The sequence below is a fragment of the Streptomyces albireticuli genome (assembly GCF_002192455.1).
Lineage (GTDB): Bacteria > Actinomycetota > Actinomycetes > Streptomycetales > Streptomycetaceae > Streptomyces > Streptomyces albireticuli_B.
This window is the reverse complement of record NZ_CP021744.1, coordinates 1,744,731-1,766,861: the sequence shown is the minus strand read 5'-3', so window position 1 is coordinate 1,766,861 and position 22,131 is coordinate 1,744,731. Positions and strand designations below refer to the sequence as shown.

At 70.3% G+C, this 22,131-nt stretch carries 21 protein-coding genes; 17 read left to right on the top strand and 4 right to left on the bottom strand.

Going from position 1 to position 22,131, the window contains the following annotated elements; translation table 11 throughout:
- The 13 genes from SMD11_RS07680 to SMD11_RS07625 all read left to right on the top strand — a co-directional run bounded on the left by SMD11_RS07680 (position 1) and on the right by SMD11_RS07625 (position 9,279).
- On the top strand, positions 1-261 hold the full coding sequence (locus tag SMD11_RS07680; protein ID WP_087925724.1) for a hypothetical protein: 261 nt from the start codon (positions 1-3) through the stop codon (positions 259-261).
- Positions 262-380: 119 nt separating this feature from the next.
- On the top strand, positions 381-881 hold the full coding sequence (locus SMD11_RS07675) for a hypothetical protein (RefSeq protein WP_087925723.1): 501 nt from the start codon (positions 381-383) through the stop codon (positions 879-881).
- A 19-nt stretch (positions 882-900) separates the two neighbouring features.
- Positions 901-1,443, top strand: a complete 543-nt coding sequence (gene traA, locus SMD11_RS07670; RefSeq protein WP_087925722.1) for a plasmid transfer protein TraA — start codon at positions 901-903, stop codon at positions 1,441-1,443.
- Between the two features lie 16 nt (positions 1,444-1,459).
- A complete protein-coding gene (gene traB / locus SMD11_RS07665) occupies positions 1,460-3,526 on the top strand; it encodes a plasmid transfer protein TraB (RefSeq protein WP_087925721.1) in 2,067 nt (688 codons plus the stop codon).
- A 206-nt stretch (positions 3,527-3,732) separates the two neighbouring features.
- The gene (locus tag SMD11_RS07660; protein ID WP_087925720.1) at positions 3,733-3,924 is read left to right on the top strand and encodes a hypothetical protein; all 192 of its coding nucleotides are present in this window, start codon (positions 3,733-3,735) and stop codon (positions 3,922-3,924) included.
- 54 nt (positions 3,925-3,978) lie between these two features.
- Positions 3,979-4,248: a hypothetical protein gene (locus SMD11_RS07655; RefSeq protein ID WP_234365954.1), complete on the top strand. Its 270-nt coding sequence runs from the start codon at positions 3,979-3,981 to the stop codon at positions 4,246-4,248.
- A 17-nt stretch (positions 4,249-4,265) separates the two neighbouring features.
- The gene (locus SMD11_RS35805) at positions 4,266-4,421 is read left to right on the top strand and encodes a hypothetical protein (protein WP_199843820.1); all 156 of its coding nucleotides are present in this window, start codon (positions 4,266-4,268) and stop codon (positions 4,419-4,421) included.
- 26 nt (positions 4,422-4,447) lie between these two features.
- Entirely contained in the window at positions 4,448-4,900 is a 453-nt protein-coding gene (ssb, locus tag SMD11_RS07650; protein WP_087925718.1) for a single-stranded DNA-binding protein, read from the top strand.
- A gap of 90 nt (positions 4,901-4,990) precedes the next feature.
- Positions 4,991-5,908, top strand: a complete 918-nt coding sequence (locus SMD11_RS07645) for a bifunctional DNA primase/polymerase (protein WP_087925717.1) — start codon at positions 4,991-4,993, stop codon at positions 5,906-5,908.
- Positions 5,905-6,276 carry a hypothetical protein gene (locus SMD11_RS07640; RefSeq protein ID WP_234365953.1) on the top strand — a complete coding sequence of 124 codons (372 nt, stop codon included), beginning with the start codon at positions 5,905-5,907 and terminating at the stop codon, positions 6,274-6,276. The genes SMD11_RS07645 and SMD11_RS07640 overlap by 4 nt, the downstream gene beginning before the upstream one ends.
- Entirely contained in the window at positions 6,273-7,532 is a 1,260-nt protein-coding gene (locus SMD11_RS07635) for a DUF3631 domain-containing protein (protein WP_087925716.1), read from the top strand. The genes SMD11_RS07640 and SMD11_RS07635 overlap by 4 nt, the downstream gene beginning before the upstream one ends.
- 180 nt (positions 7,533-7,712) lie before the next feature.
- Entirely contained in the window at positions 7,713-7,940 is a 228-nt protein-coding gene (locus tag SMD11_RS07630; protein WP_087930348.1) for a helix-turn-helix transcriptional regulator, read from the top strand.
- Positions 7,941-8,010: 70 nt separating this feature from the next.
- The gene (locus SMD11_RS07625) at positions 8,011-9,279 is read left to right on the top strand and encodes a tyrosine-type recombinase/integrase (protein ID WP_087925715.1); all 1,269 of its coding nucleotides are present in this window, start codon (positions 8,011-8,013) and stop codon (positions 9,277-9,279) included.
- Between the two features lie 21 nt (positions 9,280-9,300).
- Here the strand turns inward: SMD11_RS07625 and SMD11_RS07620 are convergent, their stop codons facing one another.
- Positions 9,301-10,830 carry a helix-turn-helix domain-containing protein gene (locus tag SMD11_RS07620; RefSeq protein ID WP_087925714.1) on the bottom strand — a complete coding sequence of 510 codons (1,530 nt, stop codon included), beginning with the start codon at positions 10,828-10,830 and terminating at the stop codon, positions 9,301-9,303.
- Between the two features lie 87 nt (positions 10,831-10,917).
- On the opposite strand from SMD11_RS07620, the gene SMD11_RS07615 reads away from it, so the two are divergent.
- Positions 10,918-11,331 carry a DUF1648 domain-containing protein gene (locus tag SMD11_RS07615; RefSeq protein WP_159395257.1) on the top strand — a complete coding sequence of 138 codons (414 nt, stop codon included), beginning with the start codon at positions 10,918-10,920 and terminating at the stop codon, positions 11,329-11,331.
- A gap of 4 nt (positions 11,332-11,335) precedes the next feature.
- Positions 11,336-11,698, top strand: a complete 363-nt coding sequence (locus tag SMD11_RS07610) for a GntR family transcriptional regulator (RefSeq protein ID WP_087925712.1) — start codon at positions 11,336-11,338, stop codon at positions 11,696-11,698.
- Between the two features lie 21 nt (positions 11,699-11,719).
- Here SMD11_RS07610 and SMD11_RS07605 read toward each other — a convergent pair whose 3' ends face one another.
- Positions 11,720-12,274, bottom strand: a complete 555-nt coding sequence (locus tag SMD11_RS07605) for a Uma2 family endonuclease (RefSeq protein ID WP_087925711.1) — start codon at positions 12,272-12,274, stop codon at positions 11,720-11,722.
- Positions 12,275-12,508: 234 nt separating this feature from the next.
- On the opposite strand from SMD11_RS07605, the gene SMD11_RS07600 reads away from it, so the two are divergent.
- Both SMD11_RS07600 and acnA read left to right on the top strand, forming a co-directional pair.
- The gene (locus SMD11_RS07600; RefSeq protein WP_159395256.1) at positions 12,509-13,423 is read left to right on the top strand and encodes an alpha/beta fold hydrolase; all 915 of its coding nucleotides are present in this window, start codon (positions 12,509-12,511) and stop codon (positions 13,421-13,423) included.
- A 299-nt stretch (positions 13,424-13,722) separates the two neighbouring features.
- On the top strand, positions 13,723-16,437 hold the full coding sequence (gene acnA / locus SMD11_RS07595; RefSeq protein ID WP_087925709.1) for an aconitate hydratase AcnA: 2,715 nt from the start codon (positions 13,723-13,725) through the stop codon (positions 16,435-16,437).
- A 213-nt stretch (positions 16,438-16,650) separates the two neighbouring features.
- Here acnA and SMD11_RS07590 read toward each other — a convergent pair whose 3' ends face one another.
- Together SMD11_RS07590 and SMD11_RS07585 are read right to left on the bottom strand one after the other, a co-directional pair.
- Positions 16,651-17,679 (bottom strand): FG-GAP-like repeat-containing protein, encoded by a 1,029-nt coding sequence (locus SMD11_RS07590; RefSeq protein WP_087925708.1) that lies wholly within the window; start codon positions 17,677-17,679, stop codon positions 16,651-16,653.
- A 102-nt stretch (positions 17,680-17,781) separates the two neighbouring features.
- Positions 17,782-21,690: a GH92 family glycosyl hydrolase gene (locus SMD11_RS07585; protein ID WP_087925707.1), complete on the bottom strand. Its 3,909-nt coding sequence runs from the start codon at positions 21,688-21,690 to the stop codon at positions 17,782-17,784.
- Positions 21,691-22,131 lie beyond the last annotated feature (441 nt).

The following is a 22,131-nucleotide window of genomic DNA, read 5'->3' as shown; positions in this document are numbered from 1 at the left end:
TTGAAGCTCCGCCATTTCCGTCTCATCAGCGCCGCCCTCGTCGGCACAGCCGTCGCCTGGACCGCCGCCTCACGCCTGCACTCCTACGACGTGCCCGCGGCCCTGACCACGGCGTGCACTCTGGCGCTCTTCGCCAACGTCATGGCGGCGATCAGCCACGTGTTCGAGGTCGTGTTCTCGACCACGCACCGGTGCCGCGTGCCCGGCTGCCGTTTCCGTGTCCGCCTCTCCGACGCGGATGCGGTGGAGAGCCGCCGGTAGCAGGAAGCTGCCGCCGCGCATCCCACCCACGATCCGGCCCGTCTGAGCTGACCATCCCCCTTTCTGCGGCGTGGGACCGCCTGTTGCGGGCCCGCGCCGCCTCCTGATGGAGGTGCACTGTGTCCAGCCGTACTCGCCCCCGCAACATGAAGTCCGCCGCGGGCGTCCACACTCTCCGCATCCCGCGGCAGCGTGGCCGTCGTGGGGTGCAGCCGTTCGTGGTCGTGGTGCCTGAGCGGCCGTCCCTGGCCCGTGAGGCGCTCGGCTTTCTGGGGCGTGCGCTGTGGAAGGGCCGTCGTGGTCTCGCCCCGACCGGTCTCGCCGTCCTGGCCCTGTTCGTCACCGGGTTACTGCATGTCCTGGTGTGGTGGTCCGCTCTGGTGCTCGGCCCGCTGGCCGCGGGCCCGGCGCTGTGGTTCTGGTCCCTCCAGCGCCGTCACCCTGCCCGCTCCACCGCGCTCGCGTGGCGGATCTTCGCGACCGTGCTCGCCACGGTGGCGTGCGGGTGGGTGGCGCTGGCCGCGGGGTTCGGTCCGCTGGCCGGCCCGCTGGGGCTGATGTGGGCGCTGACCTGGATCACCGCCCAGACCGCGTGGCTCGTCGTCCGCCGTACCCACTGATCTGAGGAGACACCCTCTGATGGCACCCTCCACACGACCTGGCGCCGGCCGCGCGTCGGACAAGCCGAACAAGTTCACCAACGCCGGCGCTGCTGCGGGCGGGTTCGTTGGTGGGCTGGGGAGTTCCTTCGCCCCGCCGATCAACATCAACGTCAACCGCACCACCCACCACCACCGCGGCAGCCAGGGTGGCGGCCGTGGGCGTACCGAATCGCTGCTGCCCGCGCCTGAGTTCAGTTCTCCGGCGGAGGTCAGGAACTACTGCAACACCGTGCGGGCGGCCGGTGTGACGTTGTCGATCGAGGTGGCCATGGCTGCCGAGATCCTCAAGAGCGTCTTGGCCGCGGTGCCGGACCCCGAGGGCCGTATCGGTGGCTCCCGGATGCGAGCGGCCAAGGTCGCGCGCAAGATGCGGAAGTCCGCGGACGCGCTGCGCGACGCGGCGAAGAACGCCGCGGCCTGCTACTCCGCCTTCCAGCAGGAGTACGAGGAGGAGATCAACCGGGTGCGTCACCGTGCCCGCAAGCCCAAGCAGCCGGTCATGAACTGGGCCCAGCAGTAAGAAAGGAGACCGGTACATGACCAGGAACAATCGCCGCCGCACCACCGTCGATCACGACCTCACCGCGACTACCTTCGCTCTTCCCGACCCCAGCGCGGATGGAGGGGGCGTGGGGGCGTACTTGCTGCACCGGGTCAAGCCGCACGTCCCTCCGTGGCTCACCTGGGGTGCCACCGGCCTGGCCGGGGCCGTCGGGCACTGGCGGTGGGGTGACAGCGCCCCGGCCGGTGTCGGGCTCACCCTCGCCTCCGTGGCCCTGACCGGGGCGACGTGGATGATGGGCAAGTCCACCAGCCATCAGCGCCGGCTGCATTCGGCTGTCACGGTGGCCGCCGGGTCGGCGTGGGTGACCGCCGCATGCCTGGCCGGGGCCACGGCCGGGCCCGTGGACGACCTGTTCCTGATGGGCGGTCCCGTCATAGCCCTGTCGTGGAACGTGCGGATGGTCCTGCGCCACAACCCCGAAGCACCCGGCGGCAGTACGGACGGGGGTCTGCTGGAGAAGGTCGGTCTGGCTCGTGCGCTGATCGGCGCGTCGAAGGTGGAGCCCAACCGGGTCACCGCGCCCGTCGCACTGGACCCGGGGGAGCAGACCAACGACGACGTCACCAAGGCCCTGGCGCGGATCGCGTCCGCCCTGGACCTGCCCACCTCCGCCATCCGCTACCACGCCGACCCCGCCTCCGCCCGCCGCGGCGACCTGGTCATCGTGCCGGACGACATGCTGGCCACGGTGATGGACTGGGAGGGCCCGTCGAACCTGGGCGGGTCGATCGCCGACCCGCTGCTCATCGGACGGTACGACGACGGGGCCCCGCTGGTCCTGTGGCTCCCCGGCGACCCGGAGATCGGGCGCAACAGCACGCACGTGCTCATCGCGGGTGGCACCGGCTCCGGCAAGGGCGATGCCGCCCTGAACCTGCTCTCGGAGATCCTCTCCCGCCGGGACGTGATCGTCTGGTTCTCCGACCCCAAGGCATTCCAGGACTTCGCCCCGCTCCGGCCCGGGCTGGACTGGGCAGTCGAGGGCGGCACCGGTACGGAGATCATGGTGGAGGCGGTCAAGGCCGCCATCCCCGCACGCACGCGGTGGCTCGGTGCCCACGGCTACCGCCAATGGGTTCCCGAAGCCGCCCAGCAGCAGAACGACCCCGCGCACTCCTGCCGCAGCGACGGCCGGGCGTGCGGCTGCGAGGGGATGCCGTTCCTGCTCTCCTGGTTCGAGGAAGCCGCCAACACCCTGCGTGACCTGGGTGATGACGCGTTCACCGGCATGTCCCAGGAGGCACGCTCAGCCGGTATCTCCGTGATCGTGTCGCTTCAGCGGCCTTCCTACGACCAGATGTCCACCTCCACCCGGGCCTCCCTCCCCTCGGTGATCGCGCTCGGCTGCGACCCCCGCGACGAAGGGTTCTCCCTCCCCGAGACGGTCATCGACGCCGGCGCCCACCCCGGCGCGTGGGGCAACCGCCGCCCCGGCTACTGCTACGTCGTCAGCCCCGGCATCCCCGAGGACCGCTACCCCGCCCCCGGCCGCACCCTGGCCTTCCCCACCCGCACGGTGAAGACCATGGAACGACTCGCCGCATGGGCACAGGCCAACGGCGCCCACGCCGACCCCATCACCTCCGGCGCAGCCTCCGGCGTCGCCGGCCGCGCCTACACCGGCCGCCCGACCACCGACGATCCCCAGCAACCGGCCGCGCTGCGGTCCGTCGACGAGGAAGAGGGCGACACGGTGTCCGGTGGGCTGCTGGTCGATCCCGAGGACACGGACATCGACCCCGAGAACGACCTTCCCGGCACGGAAGAGGGCGACGACGCCCCGATCTTCGGGCAAGGCACGGGCCGCAAGCCTTCGCCGGAGGAAGCACGCAGGCTGTTCGCCTCCGCGCTCGCGGAGTTCGAGACGGCCGGGCAGATGATCATCGGTCCGAAGGACTTCATGGACTGGTGCGACCGGCACCGCCTCTCCCGCCCGTGGGTCTCCGAGCGCCTCAAGGAAGCCGCACGGGACGGGCGACTGGAGGCGACGAACACCACCGGCCGGTGGCGGATCGTCCCCGCCCTGACGGCCGCCTGACACCTGACACCGTCACGGCCCCCTGACACCCAAACCCCTAGGCAAACCCGCTGTCAGAAACGCGTGACACCCCCACGTGACACCCCCTGACACCCCACGCCTGACACCCACCCGCACGGACCCGCCCGGCCACGCCTCACCCGCGCCCCCGGGGCGGTGATCGCACCTGCCCGGGTCCGCCTGCTCCAGGAATCGGAGACCCCGCCTTGACCTTCACCGTGTCCGCCGCCGTCCTCTTCGCCGTCGCCGCGTTCTTCGTCCTGCGCTCCGGCCACGTCGGCGCCGGCCCCGCCCTCGTGCTCTTCCTCGCCGGCTTCTTCATCGCAGGCACCGGCGCCGCCGGCCCCATCACCCGCGTCTGCACCGCCCTCATCCAGGCAATCCCCAACCTCACCTGACAGGAGAACCCGACGATGCGCCAACCACCCCCGCCCAACGTGACGTTAGGGCCCATGGCCCCGCACATCCCCGCCGACCTCTACCACCAGGCCGGCGACCGCCCGTTCGTCATCGTTCAGACCCCGCCCAACCCGGCCACCAGCCCCCGGTACGCCCGGCCGCTGTTCATCGGCCTGGCCGTGGCGTTCGGACTCATGGGCATGACCGCCGCCGCCCTGGCCCTCTTCCAACTCGCCGCCCACACCGCCGCCGTCATCGCCAGCACCGCCGGCCCCATCGGCTTGGGCGGTATCTCCCTCAAACTCGCCCGGTCCAAAGGCTGATCACAAAAGGAGCCCACGTGTTCGACGAAGAGATCTACTGCGACGAGTGCGCCACCTACGACTGCCGCGGTCACGAGCTCTGTGACTTCTGCGCCGCCGAGATCTGCAACAGGTGTGACGGCTGCGACTGCCCCGAGAGCACCTGCCCCGGCTACGCCGACCCCGAGCACTGACCCCCACCAGACCAGGAGAGTGCAGCATGTCCTTCGGAGAGACCCCGATCACCATCATCGGCAACCTGACCGCCGACCCGGAACTGAAGTTCACCGACACCGGATCAGCTCTCGCACGGTTCACTGTGGCGTCCACGCCGCGCACCTTCGACAAGGACTCCGGCCAGTGGCGCGACGGAACCTCCACCTTCTTCCGCTGCGCCGCCTGGCGCACCCTCGCCGAGCACATCGCGGAGTCCCTGGCCAAGGGATCCCGCGTGGTCCTCACCGGACGGATCCGCCAGCACGACTGGAAGACCCCGGAGGGCGAGAACCGCTCAATGCTCGCCGTCGAAATCGACGAGATCGGCGCCTCGCTCCGCTTCACCACCGTGACCATCGACGCCAAGCGGGCCAACGGCGCGGGCAAGCCGGATGCCTCCAGTGACCCGTGGGCCACAAACGGCGCCCCGGGTGCGGACGCCAAGCCGCCCTTCTAGATCCGCCCGGGGCGGGCCGCACCTCTCGCCAAAGACTCGCGGCCCGCTCCGGTCTCCCTGCCCTCATCTCAGAAGGAGGAGACCTCTAGCATGACTCATGATCTCGCCGCCGTGCTGCTGCACGCCGCGTTACGCGCGGCAGAGCGCCGCTGGCGTGTCCACCCGCTCCGCCCCGGGGCCAAGGGCTCTGCTCTGCACGGCGAACGCGCCTGCCCCCGCACTGGCGAGTGCGCCGACGGACACCGCAAGTGGGAGCAGCGCGCCACCACCGACCCCGACCGTATCCGCGCCGCCTGGACGACGGGCGCGTTCAACGTCGGTATCGCCCCCGGCCCCTCCGGCCTCGCCGTCATCGACCTGGACATCCCCAAGGAGAAGAACGGGGAGCTCGGTTCGGACGCGCCTGACGGCGCGACATCCTTTTCGGCGCTCTGCGAGCGCGCCGGCGTCCCGTGGCCCGTCACCTACACGGTGCGGACGCCCAGCGGCGGCATGCACCTGTACTTCCACACATCTCAGGGCGTCCACCTGCCCAGTACCACCAAGTCCGTGGCGCCGAACATCGACACCCGCGCGTGGGGCGGCAACATCGTGGCCGCCGGCAGCATCACCACAACAGGCGCGTACGAGGTAGCCGACGATGCCCCCGTGGCGGATCTGCCCGGATGGCTCCTGCGCCACCTTCAAGCCGCGCCGAAGTCCGCCCCGGTCACCGCCGCCCCGCTCCTCATCCCCGGCCGGACCACTCGCCGCGCCGCGGTAGCCCTGGAACGCGAGACCGCACGGGTCAAGGCGGCCCCGCAAGGGGAGCGGCATCACCTGCTCCTCACTCGCACGATCGCGATCGGGCGTTTCGTCGTCTGGGGCGAGGTCGCCCGAGACGTGGTCGAGACGGCATTTGGGGCAGCGGGGGAGGCGGCCGGACTGCCGGCGTCCGAGTGCCGCGCGACGATCCGCGACGCCCTGGACTACTCCGCCCGCACCTGCCGCACCCGGGAGACGACATGAACCACCCGTCGCCCCGCCCGCACCCCAAAAGCTGTCCCTCCACCACCGGCAACCCCAGCCCCGCCGAACCGGCCGCAGCCCCCACCAGCGGTGGCGCGCTGAAGGTCGTCGCCCGTCAGGGCGTCCTTTCAGCTCTTCGCTCTGACCCGCACCCGCACCCGCCCACCGTCACCGGCATCCGCCCCGGCCTCCGCATCCGCCGCATGCTGTCGCCTGTGCCCGTCGCGGACTGGCTCTGCTCCTGCGGACACCACGAACACGCCCGCGGCAAGGAAGCCGTGGCCGCGCTGGCCGCCCGTGCCCGGCCCGGCGCCTGCCCCGATCACTCCACGGCCTCCGCCGCGCCCGCCAGGAGGACCGCAGCGTGACCACACCCGACACCATCCCCGGCACTCCCACGATCGACGGCGCCGCCCTGCTCGACGAGGTCGAGAAGTTCCACCGGCGGTTCAACATCTTCCCAACCGAAGGCGCCTACGTGGCTGTGGCCCTGTGGGACGCCCACACCCACCTGCTCGACTCCTTCGACTCCACCCCGCGCATCGCCTTCCTGTCACCGGAGCCGGGGTCGGGCAAGTCCCGTGCCCTGGAAGTCGTGGAGACCCTCGTGCCGAACCCGATGGCGGCCGTGGACGCCTCGGTATCAGCGCTCTTCCGGTCCGTAGCCGGCACCGACGAGGAACGCCCCACGATCGTCTTCGACGAGATCGACACCATCTTCGGCCCCAAAGCCGGAGACAACGAACAACTCCGCGGCTTCCTCAACGCCGGCCACCGGCGCGGCAAACTCACCTACCGGTGCGTGGGCGACGGCTCCAACCAGACCGTGCAGGGCTTCCCCTCCTACTGCGCGGTCGCCATGGCCGGACTCGGATCCCTGCCGGACACGATCCTGACCCGCTCGGTCATCATCCGGATGCGCAAACGCGCCCCCAACGAGACGGTGGAGCCCTACCGCCAGCGCATCAACGAACAGCAGGGCCACGCCCTGCGCGACCGGCTCGCCGATTGGGCCGACACCGTTCGCGACCAGGTAACCGGTGCCTGGCCCGTCATGCCGGAGGGCGTGAGCGACCGGCCCGCCGACGTCTGGGAGCCCCTACTCGCCGTCGCCGAAGCAGCCGGCGGCCACTGGCCCGAGCGGGCCCGAGCCGCCTGCCTGGAACTGGTGCACGCCGCGCAGGACAACGACGAATCCTCACTCGGCGTCCGGCTGCTCACCGATCTCCGGGACGTGGTCTTCTGCGGCGCCGACCGCATGCCCACCGCTGTGATCCTCCAGTGCCTGCTGGCCATGGACGACGCGCCGTGGGGTGATCTCGACGACAAGCCCGTCAACTCCCGGGTGCTGGCGCGGCTGCTGGGGCAGTACGTGACGTCGGCGAACAAGCCGATCAAACCGCGAGGTGTCCGGGTCGGCTCCGGGACCCCGAAGGGCTACTACGCGGAGGATCTGGCCGACGCGTGGGAGCGGTACTGCCCCCCTCCCCCTGGAAAGTCCGCAACAGCCGCAACGTCCGCCACACCGCAGGTCAGTGGGGGTGAAAGTGTGGCGGAACCCCTCCCCGGCATCCGCCACAGCTCCCCGGAAGCCGACACGCGCTCGCTCAGGGTCGCTGGCTGACTACCGCCGGTGCATCGGCCCCGCTAAGCGCTCGCGTGGTGGCACCGATCCGCCACACAACCGCCATCCGCCACAAATCCAAGCCGCTGACCAGCAGTGTTGCGGCGTGGCGGACGTTGCGGACTCCAGGGAGAGGCGTCGATGCCTCTCGCCTCCGACGCGAAGGAGGGACACCGCCGCATGGCAACAGCGCCTGTCGTGAACACACTGCGCGGGGGACTACCGGACCGCTACCTCACGCCTGAGGACATCGCAGAGATCTTCGAGGTTTCGAGAGAGACCGTCTATCAGTGGCGCAGGAAGCGCACCGGCCCGCCCGGGTTCCGTGTCGGCAAGCACATCCGCTACGACCCCACCGATGTCCAGCGCTACATCGCCGAACGCAAGGCCGCCGACCGGGCCGCCTGAAAACACACCAGCAACAGCAGGGGCACGACCAACAGGTCGTGCCCCTGCCACGTTCCCGAAGGAGCACACCTTGCCCGGCCACATCCAAGATCGCTGGTACAAAAGCGAAACGACCCCCAGCGGTAAGACCGCACGCGTCAAGACCGACCGCCACGGCACCGGCATGCGCTACCGCGCCCGCTACGTCGCCCCGGACGGCAGCGAACGCAGCCGGTCCTTCCCTGATAAACAGAAGCGGCTCGCGGACTCGTGGCTGACCCAGATCGCGGCCGACCTGGCGCGTGGTCAGTACGTCGACCCCGCGGCCGGGAAGGTGTCCTTCAAGCAGTACGCGACGACCTGGCTGGCTTCCCAGACGACGGAGGAGTCGACGATCGACGCGATCGACCAGCGGTTACGGCTGCACATCTTCCCGCACATCGGCTCTCGCGCCATGAGTGCCTTTACCCCCGGGCACATCAGAGCATGGTGCCGCGCGCTTCAGGACGACGGCCTGGCCCCGTCGTACCAGCGCGTCATCTTCGCGAACGTCTCCGCTGTCTTCGGCGCTGCCCTTGACGACGGTGTGATCGCCAAGAACCCTTGCCGGGCGAGTTCTGTGCGCCCTCCCAAACGCGAGACCCGGAAGCTCAAGGTGTGGACGGAGGAGCGAGTCCACGCCGTCCGGGAAGCCTTGCCCGAGCCCTACCGGCATGTCGTCGACCTGGGGGCAGGGTGCGGTCTGCGGCAGGGCGAGATACTCGGACTGGCCGTCGACGAAGTCGACTTCCTCAGCGGGACGGTGCACGTCGTGCGGCAGGTGAAGATGGTCAAGGCGCGGTTGGTGTTCGCACCGCCGAAGGGTGGGAAGGTGCGGGACGTGCCGTTGCCCGATGCCGTGTCGTTCGCGTTGGCCGAGCACATCACGCAACGCCCGCCGCTTGAGGTCACCTTGCCGTGGCGAACTCCTGACGGGCCTCCGGTCACAGCCGCCCTGCTCTTCTACTCGCGGGAGAGGAAGGCCGTGAACCGGAACTACTTCAACATGCGGATCTGGAAGCCCGGTCTCGTCGCCGCCGGCGTCATCCCGCAGCGCGAGGCGGGCCAGCGCTTCCAGTCGTCGCGGGAACACGGGATGCACGCGCTGAGGCACTTCTACGCGTCCGTGCTCCTGGACGCGGGGGAGAACATCAAGGCGCTCGCCGAGTACCTCGGGCACAGCGACCCGGGCTTCACCTTGCGCACGTACACGCACCTGATGCCGAACAGCCAGGCGCGTGCGCGGAAAGCCGTCGACCGGGTGTTTCGCAAGGAAACCGACCCGGACGACGGCCCACAGACGGCCCACGGTGGTTCGTAGGCCGTCTGACCTGCGGTGGAATCAAATGTCGCGGAAGATCTCGATCTGCGCGCCGATCGAGTTGAGGCGCTCCGCCAGGTCCTCGTAACCCCGGTTGATCACATAGACGTTGCGCAGCACCGAGGTGCCCTCCGCCGCCATCATCGCCAGGAGGACGACCACGGCCGGCCGCAGGGCCGGGGGGCACATCATCTCGGCCGAGCGCCAGCGGGTCGGGCCCTCGACCAGCACCCGGTGGGGGTCGAGGAGCTTGACGTCGGCGCCGAGGCGGTTGAGGTCGGTGAGGTAGATGGCGCGGTTGTCGTAGACCCAGTCGTGGATGAGGGTCTGGCCCTGCGCGGAGGCGGCGATGGCCGCGAAGAACGGGACGTTGTCGATGTTGAGGCCGGGGAACGGCATCGGGTGGATCTTGTCGATCGGCGCGCGCAGCTTGGAGGGGCGGACGGTCAGGTCCAGCAGGCGGGTGCGGCCGTTGTCCGCCGGGTACTCGGGGCTGCGCTCGTGGTCGAGGCCCATCTCCTCCAGGACGGCGAGCTCGATCTCCATGAACTCGATCGGGACGCGGCGGATCGTCAGCTCGGACTCGGTGACCACGGCGGCGGCGAGCAGGCTCATGGCCTCCACCGGGTCCTCGGACGGCGCGTAGTCCACGTCGCGGTCGATGGTGGCGACGCCGTGCACGGTCAGCGTCGTGGTGCCGATGCCCTCGACCTTGACGCCCAGCTCCTCCAGGAAGAAGCAGAGGTCCTGGACCATGTAGTTGGAGCTGGCGTTGCGGATGACGGTGACGCCCTCGTGGCGGGCCGCCGCGAGGAGGGCGTTCTCGGTGACGGTGTCGCCGCGCTCGGTCAGCACGATCGCCCGCGTGGGTGCGACCGAACGGTCGACCTGCGCGTGGTACGTGCCGTCGGTGGCGGTGACCTCCAGGCCGAAGTGGCGCAGGGCCGTCATGTGCGGCTGCACGGTCCGGGTGCCGAGGTCGCAGCCGCCCGCGTACGGGATCTTGAAGTGGTCCATCCGGTGCAGCAGCGGACCCAGGAACATGATCACACTGCGGGTGCGGCGAGCGGCCTCGGTGTCCATCGCGGCGAGGTCCAGCTCGGCGGGCGGCACGATCTCGAGGTCGTTGCCGTCGTTGATCCAGCGGGCCTTGACGCCGATGCTGCCCAGGACCTCGAGGATGCGGTAGACCTCCTCGATCCGCGCGACCCGGCGCAGGGTCGTCCGGCCGGCGTTGAGGAGCGTCGCGCAGAGCAGCGCCACACAGGCGTTCTTGCTCGTCTTGACGTCGATGGAGCCGGAGAGCGGGCGGCCGCCGACCACACGCAGATGCATGGGCCCGGCGTAACCCAGGGAGACGATCTCGCTGTCCAGCGCCTCACCGATACGGGCGATCATATCAAGGCTGATGTTCTGATTTCCGCGCTCGATGCGATTGACGGCGCTCTGGCTGGTGCCGAGGGCGTCCGCCAGCTGCGACTGAGTCCAACCACGGTGCTGTCGCGCATCGCGGATGAGCTTGCCGATTCGGGCGAGGTAGGCGTCTGTCATGAGTCAGACGGTATCTCAGATATGAGATTCCTTCCCCATGGGGAGTTGTTCTATTACTATGCGAACAACTTGGAGGTCATGGTGAACGTGCCCGCACACCCCCCGCCCGTCCGGCGCCGCGTCGTCCTGGTTCCGGCGCCCTACCTGGTCTTTTCCGCGGCCTTCCTCGCCGTGTCCGGCTCCCTGCGCAGCGGGCTGCCGGACCCTGTGGCCACACACTTCGGCACCGCGGGGCGCGCCGACGGCTTCACAAGCCTGGCCGCGCTTCCGTACGTGGCGGTCGCGCTCCTGCTGATACCGGGCGCCGTGTTCGCCGTGTGCGTCGGCGCATTCGGTGCCGAGCGCGCCGGAGCGAAGTCGCTCACGATGCGCCCCCTGATCGCGTTCGCCTACGGGGTGGCCGGCTTCGTCGCCGTGCCCTTCCTCGCGTCGGCCGCCCGCGACCACGCCGCCGGCCGCGCGGACCACCGTGAGAACGACCCCACCGGCCAGGGAGGCTGACCCCGTGCTGCTCCGCCTCGACCCCGCCTCCCCGCTGCCGCTCGGCGACCAGATCGCCGCCGCCGTACGCGGCGCCATCGCCGACGGCTCCGTCAGTCCCGGCGAACGCCTGCCCGCCGCCCGCGCCCTCGCCGACTCCCTGGCCGTCAACGTCCACACGGTGCTCCGCGGCTACCAGCGCCTGCGCGAGGAAGGCCTCATCGAACTGCGCCGGGGCCGCGGCGCCGTGGTGACCGCGGGCGACACCGCCCCCGGCCGCGCCCGCCTCATGGACGGCGTCCGCCGCCTGGTCACCGACGCCCGCGCCCTCGGCCTCTCGGACGAAGAGGTCGTCGCCCTCGTGCGGACGGGGCTGGCGGACCGCTGACGTCCGGTTGGGCGAGCGGGGTCAGAACCCCGACGTGTCGAGGTCGAGGCCGAAGGGCTCGGGGAGGTGGATGGAGGTGCCGAACGGGTGCGGTCCGTCCGACTTCGTGTAGCCGAGCTCGCCCGGCTCGGCGAAAAGTGTGCAGGCCTTCTCCTGGCGGTCGACCAGAAGGTGAAGAGGTGCCCTGTACTCGGCATACCGGCGCCGTTTCACGACCCTGTCGGTGTCGCCGTGGGAATCCGAAGTGACTTCGACGATGAGAAGCGTCTGCTCGGGCAGCAGATGCTTGGCGTCCTTCGCCAGTTCCTTGGGCGCCACCGCCACATCGGGGATGTACCAGTTGCTGCTGCCAGGGAGGTCCAGATCGCTTGCCCCGGACACGCACCCGAGGTCCGCGACCTTGGCCGCGATCTGGTCGCGGATCTGGTCGGCCGCAGTCTCATGTCCCCGGCTCGGACGCATCATTTCGATGACCCCCTCCACGATCTGCGCCCGGTGCCCCTGGATGTGCTGGATCGCATACTTCAGTGCGGTTTCGGGGTCGTCGGCCGCGTACGTGTGAGGTTGCGCGCTCATTCGGTCCTCCTGAGGACATCGTGACAGCAGCATGACGACTGCCCTGTTTCTATGGCAGTCACTGCTTGCCAGGGACCTGTCCGCAGGCCGTTCACTCGAACAGGGGAACGGTCCTTGTGTGTTCCCCGTGCGCGCCGTCACGGAATCGCCCGACCCGCCCGCCGGAACCCTCCGGCGCCCTGGGAAGATCACCCCGAGCCGGCCGGGGGGCCGGCCGCGGGAGGGGTGTGTCCCATGGGAAGCGAGATCAGCACCTTCACCGGCGACGAGGCGCGCGAGCGCTTCCTCGCCGTGTACGACCACGCGATGGGATTCTGGCCCGGCCCGCGCGAGGAGCAGGACGTCGAGACCGGTTACGGCACGACCCGGGTCCACCGCTACGGCACCGGCGACGGCACTCCGGTCGTCCTGCTGAGCGGTGCCAACGCCACGCCCGCCGTCTGGGCGTCCTGCGTCGCCGCGTTCGCCGCCGACGGGCACCCGGTGCTGGCCGTGGAGCGCGTCGGTGAACCGGGGCGCAGCATCCAGACGGCCCCGATCCGTACGCCCGAGGCCATGGCGGCCTGGCTGGAGGAGGTCCTCGCCGGACTCGGCGCGGACCGGGTGCACCTCGTCGGGCACTCCTACGGCGCCTGGGTCGCCCTCAACCAGGCCGTGCGCGCTCCCGCCCGGATCGCCTCCCTCCTCCTGGTCGAGCCGGTCGCGGCGCTGTCCCCCGTGAAGCCCCGCTTCCTGCTCGGCGCCGTCGTCGCGACCGTCATGAAGTCCGACGACTTCCGGCGCCGCTGGTTCGGCCGCCTCATCGGCGACACCGGCGAGACCCCCGACGTGGCGGAGGCGCAGACCCGCGTCGCCCTCGAAGCCCTGGGCGGCGGCTTCCGGTGGCGCCTGATGCCGCCGAGGAAGATGACCGACGAGCAACTGCGCTCGGTCACCGCGCCCACCACGCTGGTGCTGGGCGAGCGCAGCCGCGCCATCGACTGTGCCCGCGCGGCGGCCAGGGCGCGCCGGTGCCTGCCGCACGCGCGAGGGGTGATCGTCCCCGGCGCCGGACACGGCCTTCCGGTGTCCGTGCTGAACAGCGAGGTGCCCGCGCTCGTCCGCAGGGCGGAAGCGGCTGAAGTGCGTGAAGCGGCGAAAGAGGCGTAGGCGGGGCAGGGGCGCCCCGGCCCGCGGCGGCACGCCGCTCCGAGCGGTGATCCCGCGGGCGCCCCGCCGCCCCCGGCACCAGGCATGCCGGGGGAACCGCACGGCCGCTCGGCCTATCCGGGCATGACCGTTCCACGTCGATGTACTAGAGTTATCTCGACATCGAGATATCTGACGAGAGGCGTACCGCTGTCGCGCCAGTAAGGCATGCCTAACTAAGGCACACCTTAGCGGATGGACGCGATCACGTGACGGCAGGATTGCCGTAGTACGCGAATTCATGCATGAAGGAGACTGTCGTGTCGGCGAACAGCTTCGACGCCCGTAGCACGCTGCAGGTGGGCGACGAGTCGTACGAGATCTTCCGGCTGGACAAGGTCGAGGGCGCCGCGCGCCTTCCCTACAGCCTGAAGGTGCTGCTGGAGAACCTGCTCCGCACGGAGGACGGCGCGAACATCACCGCCGACCACATCCGCGCGATCGGCGGCTGGGACTCGCAGGCCCAGCCCAGCCAGGAGATCCAGTTCACGCCGGCCCGCGTGATCATGCAGGACTTCACCGGCGTTCCCTGCGTCGTCGACCTCGCCACCATGCGTGAGGCCGTCAAGGAGCTCGGCGGCGACCCGGCGAAGATCAACCCGCTGGCCCCGGCCGAGCTGGTCATCGACCACTCCGTCATCGCCGACAAGTTCGGCACCAAGGACGCCTTCGGCCAGAACGTCGAGCTGGAGTACGGCCGCAACAAGGAGCGCTACCAGTTCCTGCGCTGGGGCCAGACCGCCTTCGACGAGTTCAAGGTCGTCCCCCCGGGCACCGGCATCGTCCACCAGGTGAACATCGAGCACCTGGCCCGCACGATCATGGTCCGCAACGGCCAGGCCTACCCCGACACCCTCGTCGGCACCGACTCGCACACCACCATGGTCAACGGCCTCGGCGTGCTGGGCTGGGGCGTCGGCGGCATCGAGGCCGAGGCCGCGATGCTGGGCCAGCCGGTCTCCATGCTCATCCCGCGCGTCGTCGGCTTCAAGCTGACCGGTGAGCTCCCGGCCGGCACCACCGCCACCGACCTCGTCCTCACGATCACCGAGATGCTGCGCAAGCACGGTGTCGTCGGCAAGTTCGTCGAGTTCTACGGTGAGGGCGTCGCCGCCACCTCGCTGGCCAACCGCGCCACCATCGGCAACATGTCGCCGGAGTTCGGCTCCACCGCCGCGATCTTCCCGATCGACGGCGAGACCCTGAAGTACCTGAAGCTCACCGGCCGCTCCGAGCAGCAGGTCGCGCTCGTCGAGGCGTACGCCAAGGAGCAGGGCCTCTGGCTGGACCCGGCCGCCGAGCCGGACTTCTCCGAGAAGCTCGAGCTGGACCTCTCGACGGTCGTCCCGTCGATCGCCGGCCCGAAGCGCCCGCAGGACCGCATCATCCTGGCGAACGCCGCCCAGCAGTTCGCGCTGGACGTCCGCAACTACGTCGAGGACGACGACGAGGCGGGCAAGGAGTCCTTCCCGGCCTCCGACTCCCCGGCCGCCACCAACGGTGTCCCGTCCCGCCCGACCACGGTCACGGCCCCCGACGGCACCACCTACGAGATCGACCACGGCGCCGTCACCGTCGCCGCGATCACCTCCTGCACCAACACCTCGAACCCCTACGTCATGGTCGCCGCGGCGCTCGTGGCCAAGAAGGCGGTCGAGAAGGGCCTGACCCGCAAGCCGTGGGTCAAGACCACGCTCGCCCCGGGTTCCAAGGTCGTCACCGACTACTTCGACAAGGCGGGCCTGACCCCCTACCTCGACAAGGTCGGCTTCAACCTCGTCGGCTACGGCTGCACCACCTGCATCGGCAACTCCGGCCCGCTGCCGGAGGAGGTCTCCAAGGCGGTCAACGAGCACGACCTCGCGGTCACGTCCGTCCTCTCGGGCAACCGCAACTTCGAGGGTCGCATCAACCCCGACGTCAAGATGAACTACCTGGCCTCCCCGCCGCTGGTCGTCGCGTACGCCCTCGCGGGCTCCATGAAGGTGGACATCACCAAGGACGCCCTGGGCACCGACACCGAGGGCAACCCGGTCTTCCTCAAGGACATCTGGCCCTCCGAGGCCGAGGTCAACGACGTCGTGGCCAACGCCATCGGCGAGGACATGTTCAACAAGTCCTACCAGGACGTCTTCGCGGGCGACGCCCAGTGGCAGGCGCTCTCGATCCCGACCGGCAACACCTTCGAGTGGGACACCGAGTCCACCTACGTCCGGAAGCCCCCGTACTTCGAGGGCATGACGATGGAGACCACCCCGGTCTCCGACATCGCCGGCGCCCGCGTCCTGGCCAAGCTGGGCGACTCGGTCACCACCGACCACATCTCCCCGGCCGGTGCCATCAAGGCCGACACCCCGGCCGGCAAGTACCTCACCGAGCACGGTGTGGAGCGTCGTGACTTCAACAGCTACGGCTCCCGCCGCGGCAACCACGAGGTCATGATCCGCGGTACGTTCGCCAACATCCGCCTGCGCAACCAGATCGCGCCGGGCACCGAGGGCGGCTTCACCCGCGACTTCACCAAGGCCGACGCGCCGGTGTCGTTCATCTACGACGCCTCGCGCAACTACATCGAGCAGGGCATCCCGCTGGTCGTCCTGGCCGGCAAGGAGTACGGCTCCGGCTCGTCCCGTGACTGGGCCGCCAAGGGCACCGCGCTGCTCGGCGTCAAGGCCGTCATCGCCGAGTCCTACGAGCGCATCCACCGCTCCAACCTCATCGGCATGGGCGTCCTGCCGCTCCAGTTCCCCGAGGGCGCCTCGGCGGAGTCCCTGGGCCTGACCGGCGAGGAGACCTTCACCTTCACCGGTGTGACCGAGCTCAACGAGGGCCGCACGCCCCGCACGGTCAAGGTCACCACGGACACCGGCGTCGAGTTCGACGCGGTCGTCCGCATCGACACCCCCGGCGAGGCGGACTACTACCGCAACGGCGGCATCATGCAGTACGTGCTGCGTTCGCTGATCCGCAAGTAAGCGAGATCCGCGAGCAAGCGAGCCGCCCGCGAGCGAGCGGGATCCGCGAACGGGCGGATCCACGAGCGAGCGGGCACCGCACGGGCCGACGGGCCGCACCCCTCACCGGGGTGCGGCCCGTCGGGCTTTTCCGGCCACGGACCACTGCCCCCGGAACGCGGCAGGGGCCGCACCCGGAAGCGGGTGCGGCCCCTGCGCGAGGACGACGCGGGATCAGAACAGCAGGCGGAACTGGTTCCAGCCGGAGTTGCCGATCTTGACCTTGTAGTCGTAGGGCTGCGAGGCGTTGCCCGTGCCCCGGTAGAGCCACAGGGCGCCGTCGTTGTCGCGGGCGATCAGGTCGGCCTTGCCGTCCAGGTCGACGTCACCGGTGGCCGCCAGCTTGTTGAACTGGTTCCAGCCGCCGCCGATGCGCTGCTTGGCCTCGAACGGCTTGGTGTAGTCGCCGGTGCCCTTGTAGAGCCACAGCACGCCGTCCTTGTCGCGGGCGACGATGTCGGTCTTGCCGTCACCCGTCAGGTCACCGCGGCCGGCGATCTCGGTGAACTGGCCCCAGCCCGGACCGACCTTCTTGCGGCCCGTCAGGGTGCCGTCGGGGTAGGCGAGGTACAGCCACAGGACACCCTCGCGGTCCCGGACCAGGATGTCGGACTCCTTGCCGCCGCCCAGGTTGCCCGGGGACATGAACTGGTCGTACTGACCCCAGTCGTCCGCGACGACGGACGCGCCCTTGTCGGCGGTGGCGAAGATGATGTTCTGGTCGAGGTCCCGGACGTAGAGGGCCTCGGAGACACCGTCGCGGTCGTGGTCGACCCGCGCCGCGGCGTTGATCTTGTCCCAGCCGTCGGTGACGTACTCCTTGGGCGTGATGCCGCCCTTGCCGTCGGGCCAGTAGAAGAAGAGCTCGTTCGAGTTGACGGCGCTGAGCGGGAAGAACGGGGCCTCGGCGGACGGACCGTCGGCCTTGACCGAGCGGGGAGCCGCGAGACGCGGGGCCTTGGGAGCGGTGGCGCCGGACTTGGGGTAGTCGCCGGACTTCGCCTCGCCGCGCAGGGCCTCGGAACGGTGCTTTCCGGAGGTGTCGCCGGACAGCTTCGCCGCCCGCTCGGCCGCGGATTTCACGGGCGCGGGGCCGTCGGCGAGAGCCTGTCCGGCGGTGGTGCCGACCAGGGCGGCGGCTATCGCCGCGGTCGCGAGACGGCGCAGGGCGACGCCGCGCGTGCGGTCGGAGGAGTGAGCCACGTAGGTCTCCAGTGCGTCAGGAGTGAAGAGTGGCGCGCCCGTTCGGGACGCGCCACTGGATCACATTGATCGTTTCACAATTTCTTTACCTGTCAATCATGTTTATGGAGAAGATGTCCCCAATAGTTCGATCTCGGCCAGGGTGCTCTCCCCGCCCCCGCCGGCCGCCGCCGTCAGCCGGTAGTGCCGGTACGCGCCCGGGTGCCGCACCCCGAAGACCCGGGTCTGCCGGTCCCAGGAGAAGGACTCGCCCACCCGCCGGTCGACCTCCGTCCAGGTGGTGCCGTCCCCGGATCCCTCCAGCACCCAGCCGTCCGGCGCCTTCGCCCGCTCCGCCGAGGTGAGGGTGTACGAGCCGACCCGCGCGGCCGACGGCACCTCCAGGGCGGCGGTGGTGAAGGACGCCTGCGTGGCCGAGGTGTCGTCCGTCAGCGGCGAGCCGCCCTGCGCGGTCACGTCGGCCCGGGGCGCGGGCACCTTGTCGTCGTGCGTGACGGACGAGGGCCCGGCGTCGCGGCCGCCGCCCCAGTCCGAGGGCCGGGGGCCCATGGCGAACTCCAGCGTCCCGCCGTCGGCCACCGCGGAGTGCGGGAGGGCCGTCGAGTTCCATTGCCGGCCGTTGACCCGCAGCCCCTGGACGTAGACGTTCCGGGCGCTGTTGCGGGGGGCCTTCACCACGATGTCGCGGCCGTTGTCCAGGTGGACGGTGGCCTTGGTGAACAGCGGCGACCCGATCGCGTACTCGCCGCCGCCCATCACCAGCGGGTAGAAGCCGAGGGCGCTGAAGAGGTACCAGGCCGACATCTCGCCGTTGTCCTCGTCGCCCGGGTACCCCTGGCCGATCTCGCTGCCGAGGTAGAGCCGGGACAGCACCTCACGGACCTTCGCCTGCGTCTTCCAGGGCTGCCCGGCCGCGTCGTACAGATAGGCGATGTGGTGCGAGACCTGGTTGCTGTGGCCGTACATGCCCATCCGGACGTCCCGCGCCTCCGTCATCTCGTGGATGACGCCGCCGTACGAGCCGGCGAACTCCGGCGTGCCCGTCTCGGGGGTGGCGAAGAAGGTGTCGAGCTTCTTGGCCAGGCCGGCCCGGCCGCCGTAGAGGTTCGCCAGGCCCCGGGTGTCCTGCGGCGCGTGGAAGGCGAAGTTCCAGCCGTTGGTCTCGGTGTAGTCGTGCCCCCAGACGCGGGGGTCGTACCGCTCGGGCGTGAGCCGCCAGCCGCCGGAGGCGTCCTTGCCCTGGAAGAAGCCGACGCGGGGGTCGAAGAGCTTCACGTAGTTCCGCGCGCGGTTCAGGAAGTAGGCGGACTCCTCCTTGTAGCGGGCCTTGTGGGTCTTCTCGTACAGCGCCTCGCCCATCCGGGCGAGCCCGAAGTCGTTGAGGTAGCCCTCCAGCGCCCAGGACATGCCCTCGCGGGTGGCGGTGCTGGTGTAGCCGAGGAAGACGGAGGTCTCCATTCCCTTGCGGCCGACGCCCGGGTCCGTGGGCGCGACCGTGGCGTTCTTGAGCGCGGCCTCGTAGGCGGCCTCCGCGTCGAAGTCGACGCCCTTGGCATAGGCGTCCGCGAAGGCGACGTCCGAGCTGGTGCCGGTCATCAGATCGGCGTAGCCGGGGGAGGACCAGCGGGAGATCCAGCCGCCGTCCTTGTACTGCTGGACGAAGCCGTCGACGAGCTTGCCCGCGCCCTTGGGGGACAGGAGGGAGTAGGCGGGCCATGTGGTGCGGTAGGTGTCCCAGAAGCCGTTGTTGACGTAGACCTCACCGTCGACGATCTTCGCGCCGGTACGGGTCGGGGTGGTCTCGCCGACGGGCGCGGAGAAGGGGCTGGCGTAGCGGTGCTGCGGGCGGCCGCGGGTGCCCGTGTTCTCGAAGCCCGAGTTGGGATACAGGTAGAGGCGGTAGAGGCTGGAGTAGAGGGTGGTGAGCTGGTCCCGGCTCGCGCCCTCGACCTCGACGCGCCCGAGGACGTCGTCCCACGCGCTACGGGCCCGGTCGTGGACGCGCTTGAAGGAGGTGCCCTCCGGGATCTCCTGGTCGAGGTTGGCCTTCGCCTGGTCGACGCCCATGAGGGAGGTCGCGAGGCGCAGCGTGACCGTACGGTCCCGGCCGGGCCGGAAGCGCAGATAGCCGGTGACGTCCTGGCCGCCGTGGTCGCCCTTGAGCTTGCCGCTCGCGGTGACCGGAGCGTCGAAGACGCCGTAGACGTAGAGCCGGCCGGCGCCGACGGACAGGCCGCTCTTCACGTCGGACCAGCCGGTGATCACGCCGTGCTCGGGGTCGAGGGTCAGGCCGCCCTGGTTCCTGACGTTGTCGAGGACGACGCCCGCGTCGTCGCCCGGATAGGTGAAGCGCATCATCGCGGCGTGGTCGGCGGGCGCGATCTCGGCCTTGAGGCCGTTGGTGAAGGTGACGCCGTAGTAGTGCGGCCGCGCGGTCTCGTCGGCGTGGCGGAAGGGCAGGGCGCGGGCCGCGCGCCCCGCGGGCGGGGTGCCGGCGGCGGCCGTCGGCATGATCTGGAACGTCTGCCGGTCGCCCATCCAGGGGCTCGGCTCATGGCTCGCGGCGAGGGCCTGGAGGGTGGGGAGGTTGTCGGCGTTGTTGCCGGCCGCGTACTGGTAGAGCCAGTCGGTCGAGCCGGCGTTGGTGACCGGGGTCCAGAAGTTGAAGCCGTGCGGGACGGCGGTGGCGGGGAAGGTGTTGCCCCGGGAGAAGCCGGAGCTGGAGTGGGTGCCGCGGGTGGTGAGCGCGTGGTCCGCCGGATGGGCTGGCGGGCGCTCGGCGGGCGCGGGGGCGAGTGAGATGTCGTCGACCCAGCCGCGGAACCTCGCCGGGCCGGCGGGCGCGTCGTAGGCGATGAGCACGCGGTCGACGGTCTTTCCCGCGGCGACGGCGCCGACGGACGACTCCCGGTTGTTCCACTGGTTGGCGTAGAGCGTCTTCGCCTCGGCCTGGCCCCGCGGGGTGAGGGGCGCGCCGTACTGGTCGACGGCGTCGAGGTCGCTCAGATAGGTGCCGTCGGTGAAGGCGAGGTCCACCGCGACATGGGTGGCGGGGTAGCGCGCGTCGGGCTCCGGCATCGAGGGGAAGACCTTGTACGCCAGCCGGGTCCGGTCGGTGACGCGGACGTTCACGTCGAAGACCTTGTTGTACGAGTAGCCCCGGCCGGCCGCCCGGTGGGTGCCTCCGTAGCGCAGGGAGCGGGTGCCGGTGAAGCCGACGCGGGCCTTGGCGGTGGGGGAGCCGGTGGGGCCGCGATCGACCCGGCTGCGCATGTCGGAGGGCGGCGGGGTGCCGGTGTCCTCGGTCGCGAGCTGGAGCTCGGCCAGCTGGGTGAGGTCGGCGCCGCCGTTGCGGGCTATGTCGAGCCGGTAGTGGCGGTAGGGGGTGGTGTTGGTGAAGGAGAACTCCCGCGTCTGGAGGCGCTTTTCGAAGCTCTCGTCCTTACGGGTGTCCAGGGCGGTCCAGGTGCGGCCGTCCTGGGAGCCCTGGAGCGTCCAGTCCCGGGGGTCGCGGGCGGGGGCGTCGTTGGCGGAGGTGAGCGCGTACCGCACGGTCCGTACGGGTTCGGAGAGGTCGAGTTCCAGCCAAGGCGTCCGCTCGAAGGAGAGCCACTTCGTGGTGGGCTCGCCGTCGACCAGATTCTCCTTGGTCTCACCGCCCCCCGTGTTCTCGCCGCTCGCCCGGACGGCGCCGACGCGGTCCATGACGCCGCCGGGGATGCCGCTCGTGTCCTGGCCGTCGACCCCGGCGGACCGCTTGCGCCCGGCGGCGTCGGTCTCGACCGTGTCGGTCCAGTCGGGCCGGGGCTCGTCCGCCTCGAAGGAGGAGGAGAACCGCTCGGCGGGGGCGTTGGCCCGAACGGCCGAAGCCGTCACCGCCGGGGCCCCGTGAGTGCTCTGAGTGACCGTCACCACCAGGGTGGCCGCGAGGAGCGCCAGGGAGCGCGTGAGGTTACGCCGGCGGTGGTGCCCGGACCGGCCGGGGGGCCCGTATCGCTGTCCGTGCCGCATGCCATGCCTCCCGAGGAAACTGACAACGATGTCACCTGCGTCGCGCAAAGATAAGTAGTCCGTGAGACACCAGTGGTGTCAAGGGTTCCGATGTTGGTGTCGCGTCGCGGGAGCCCTTGCGATCCCCTGTGAGGATCGGCGGAATCGGTGGGATCGGGGGACGGCTCGACGGCACCGCCGGGCGGGATCGCTCACGGGGTCCGTGTACGGGTGCCGCTCGCGGGATCGCGTGTGGGATCGCTCGCGGAGACCGCTTGTGGGAGGTCTCAACTAGGGAAAGACTGAGGGGTAAAGACGCTCCCGATCTTGCCCAGTTGATGGAGAGTGGACTATACCTGTCGCACGTCCGGGGCGGCCGCGAGCCGTCGTGAAGGATCCGGGGCCGGCAGCGGACGGACACACCGCGCGCGAACGTCACCGATCCCGGCGCACACCCAGCAC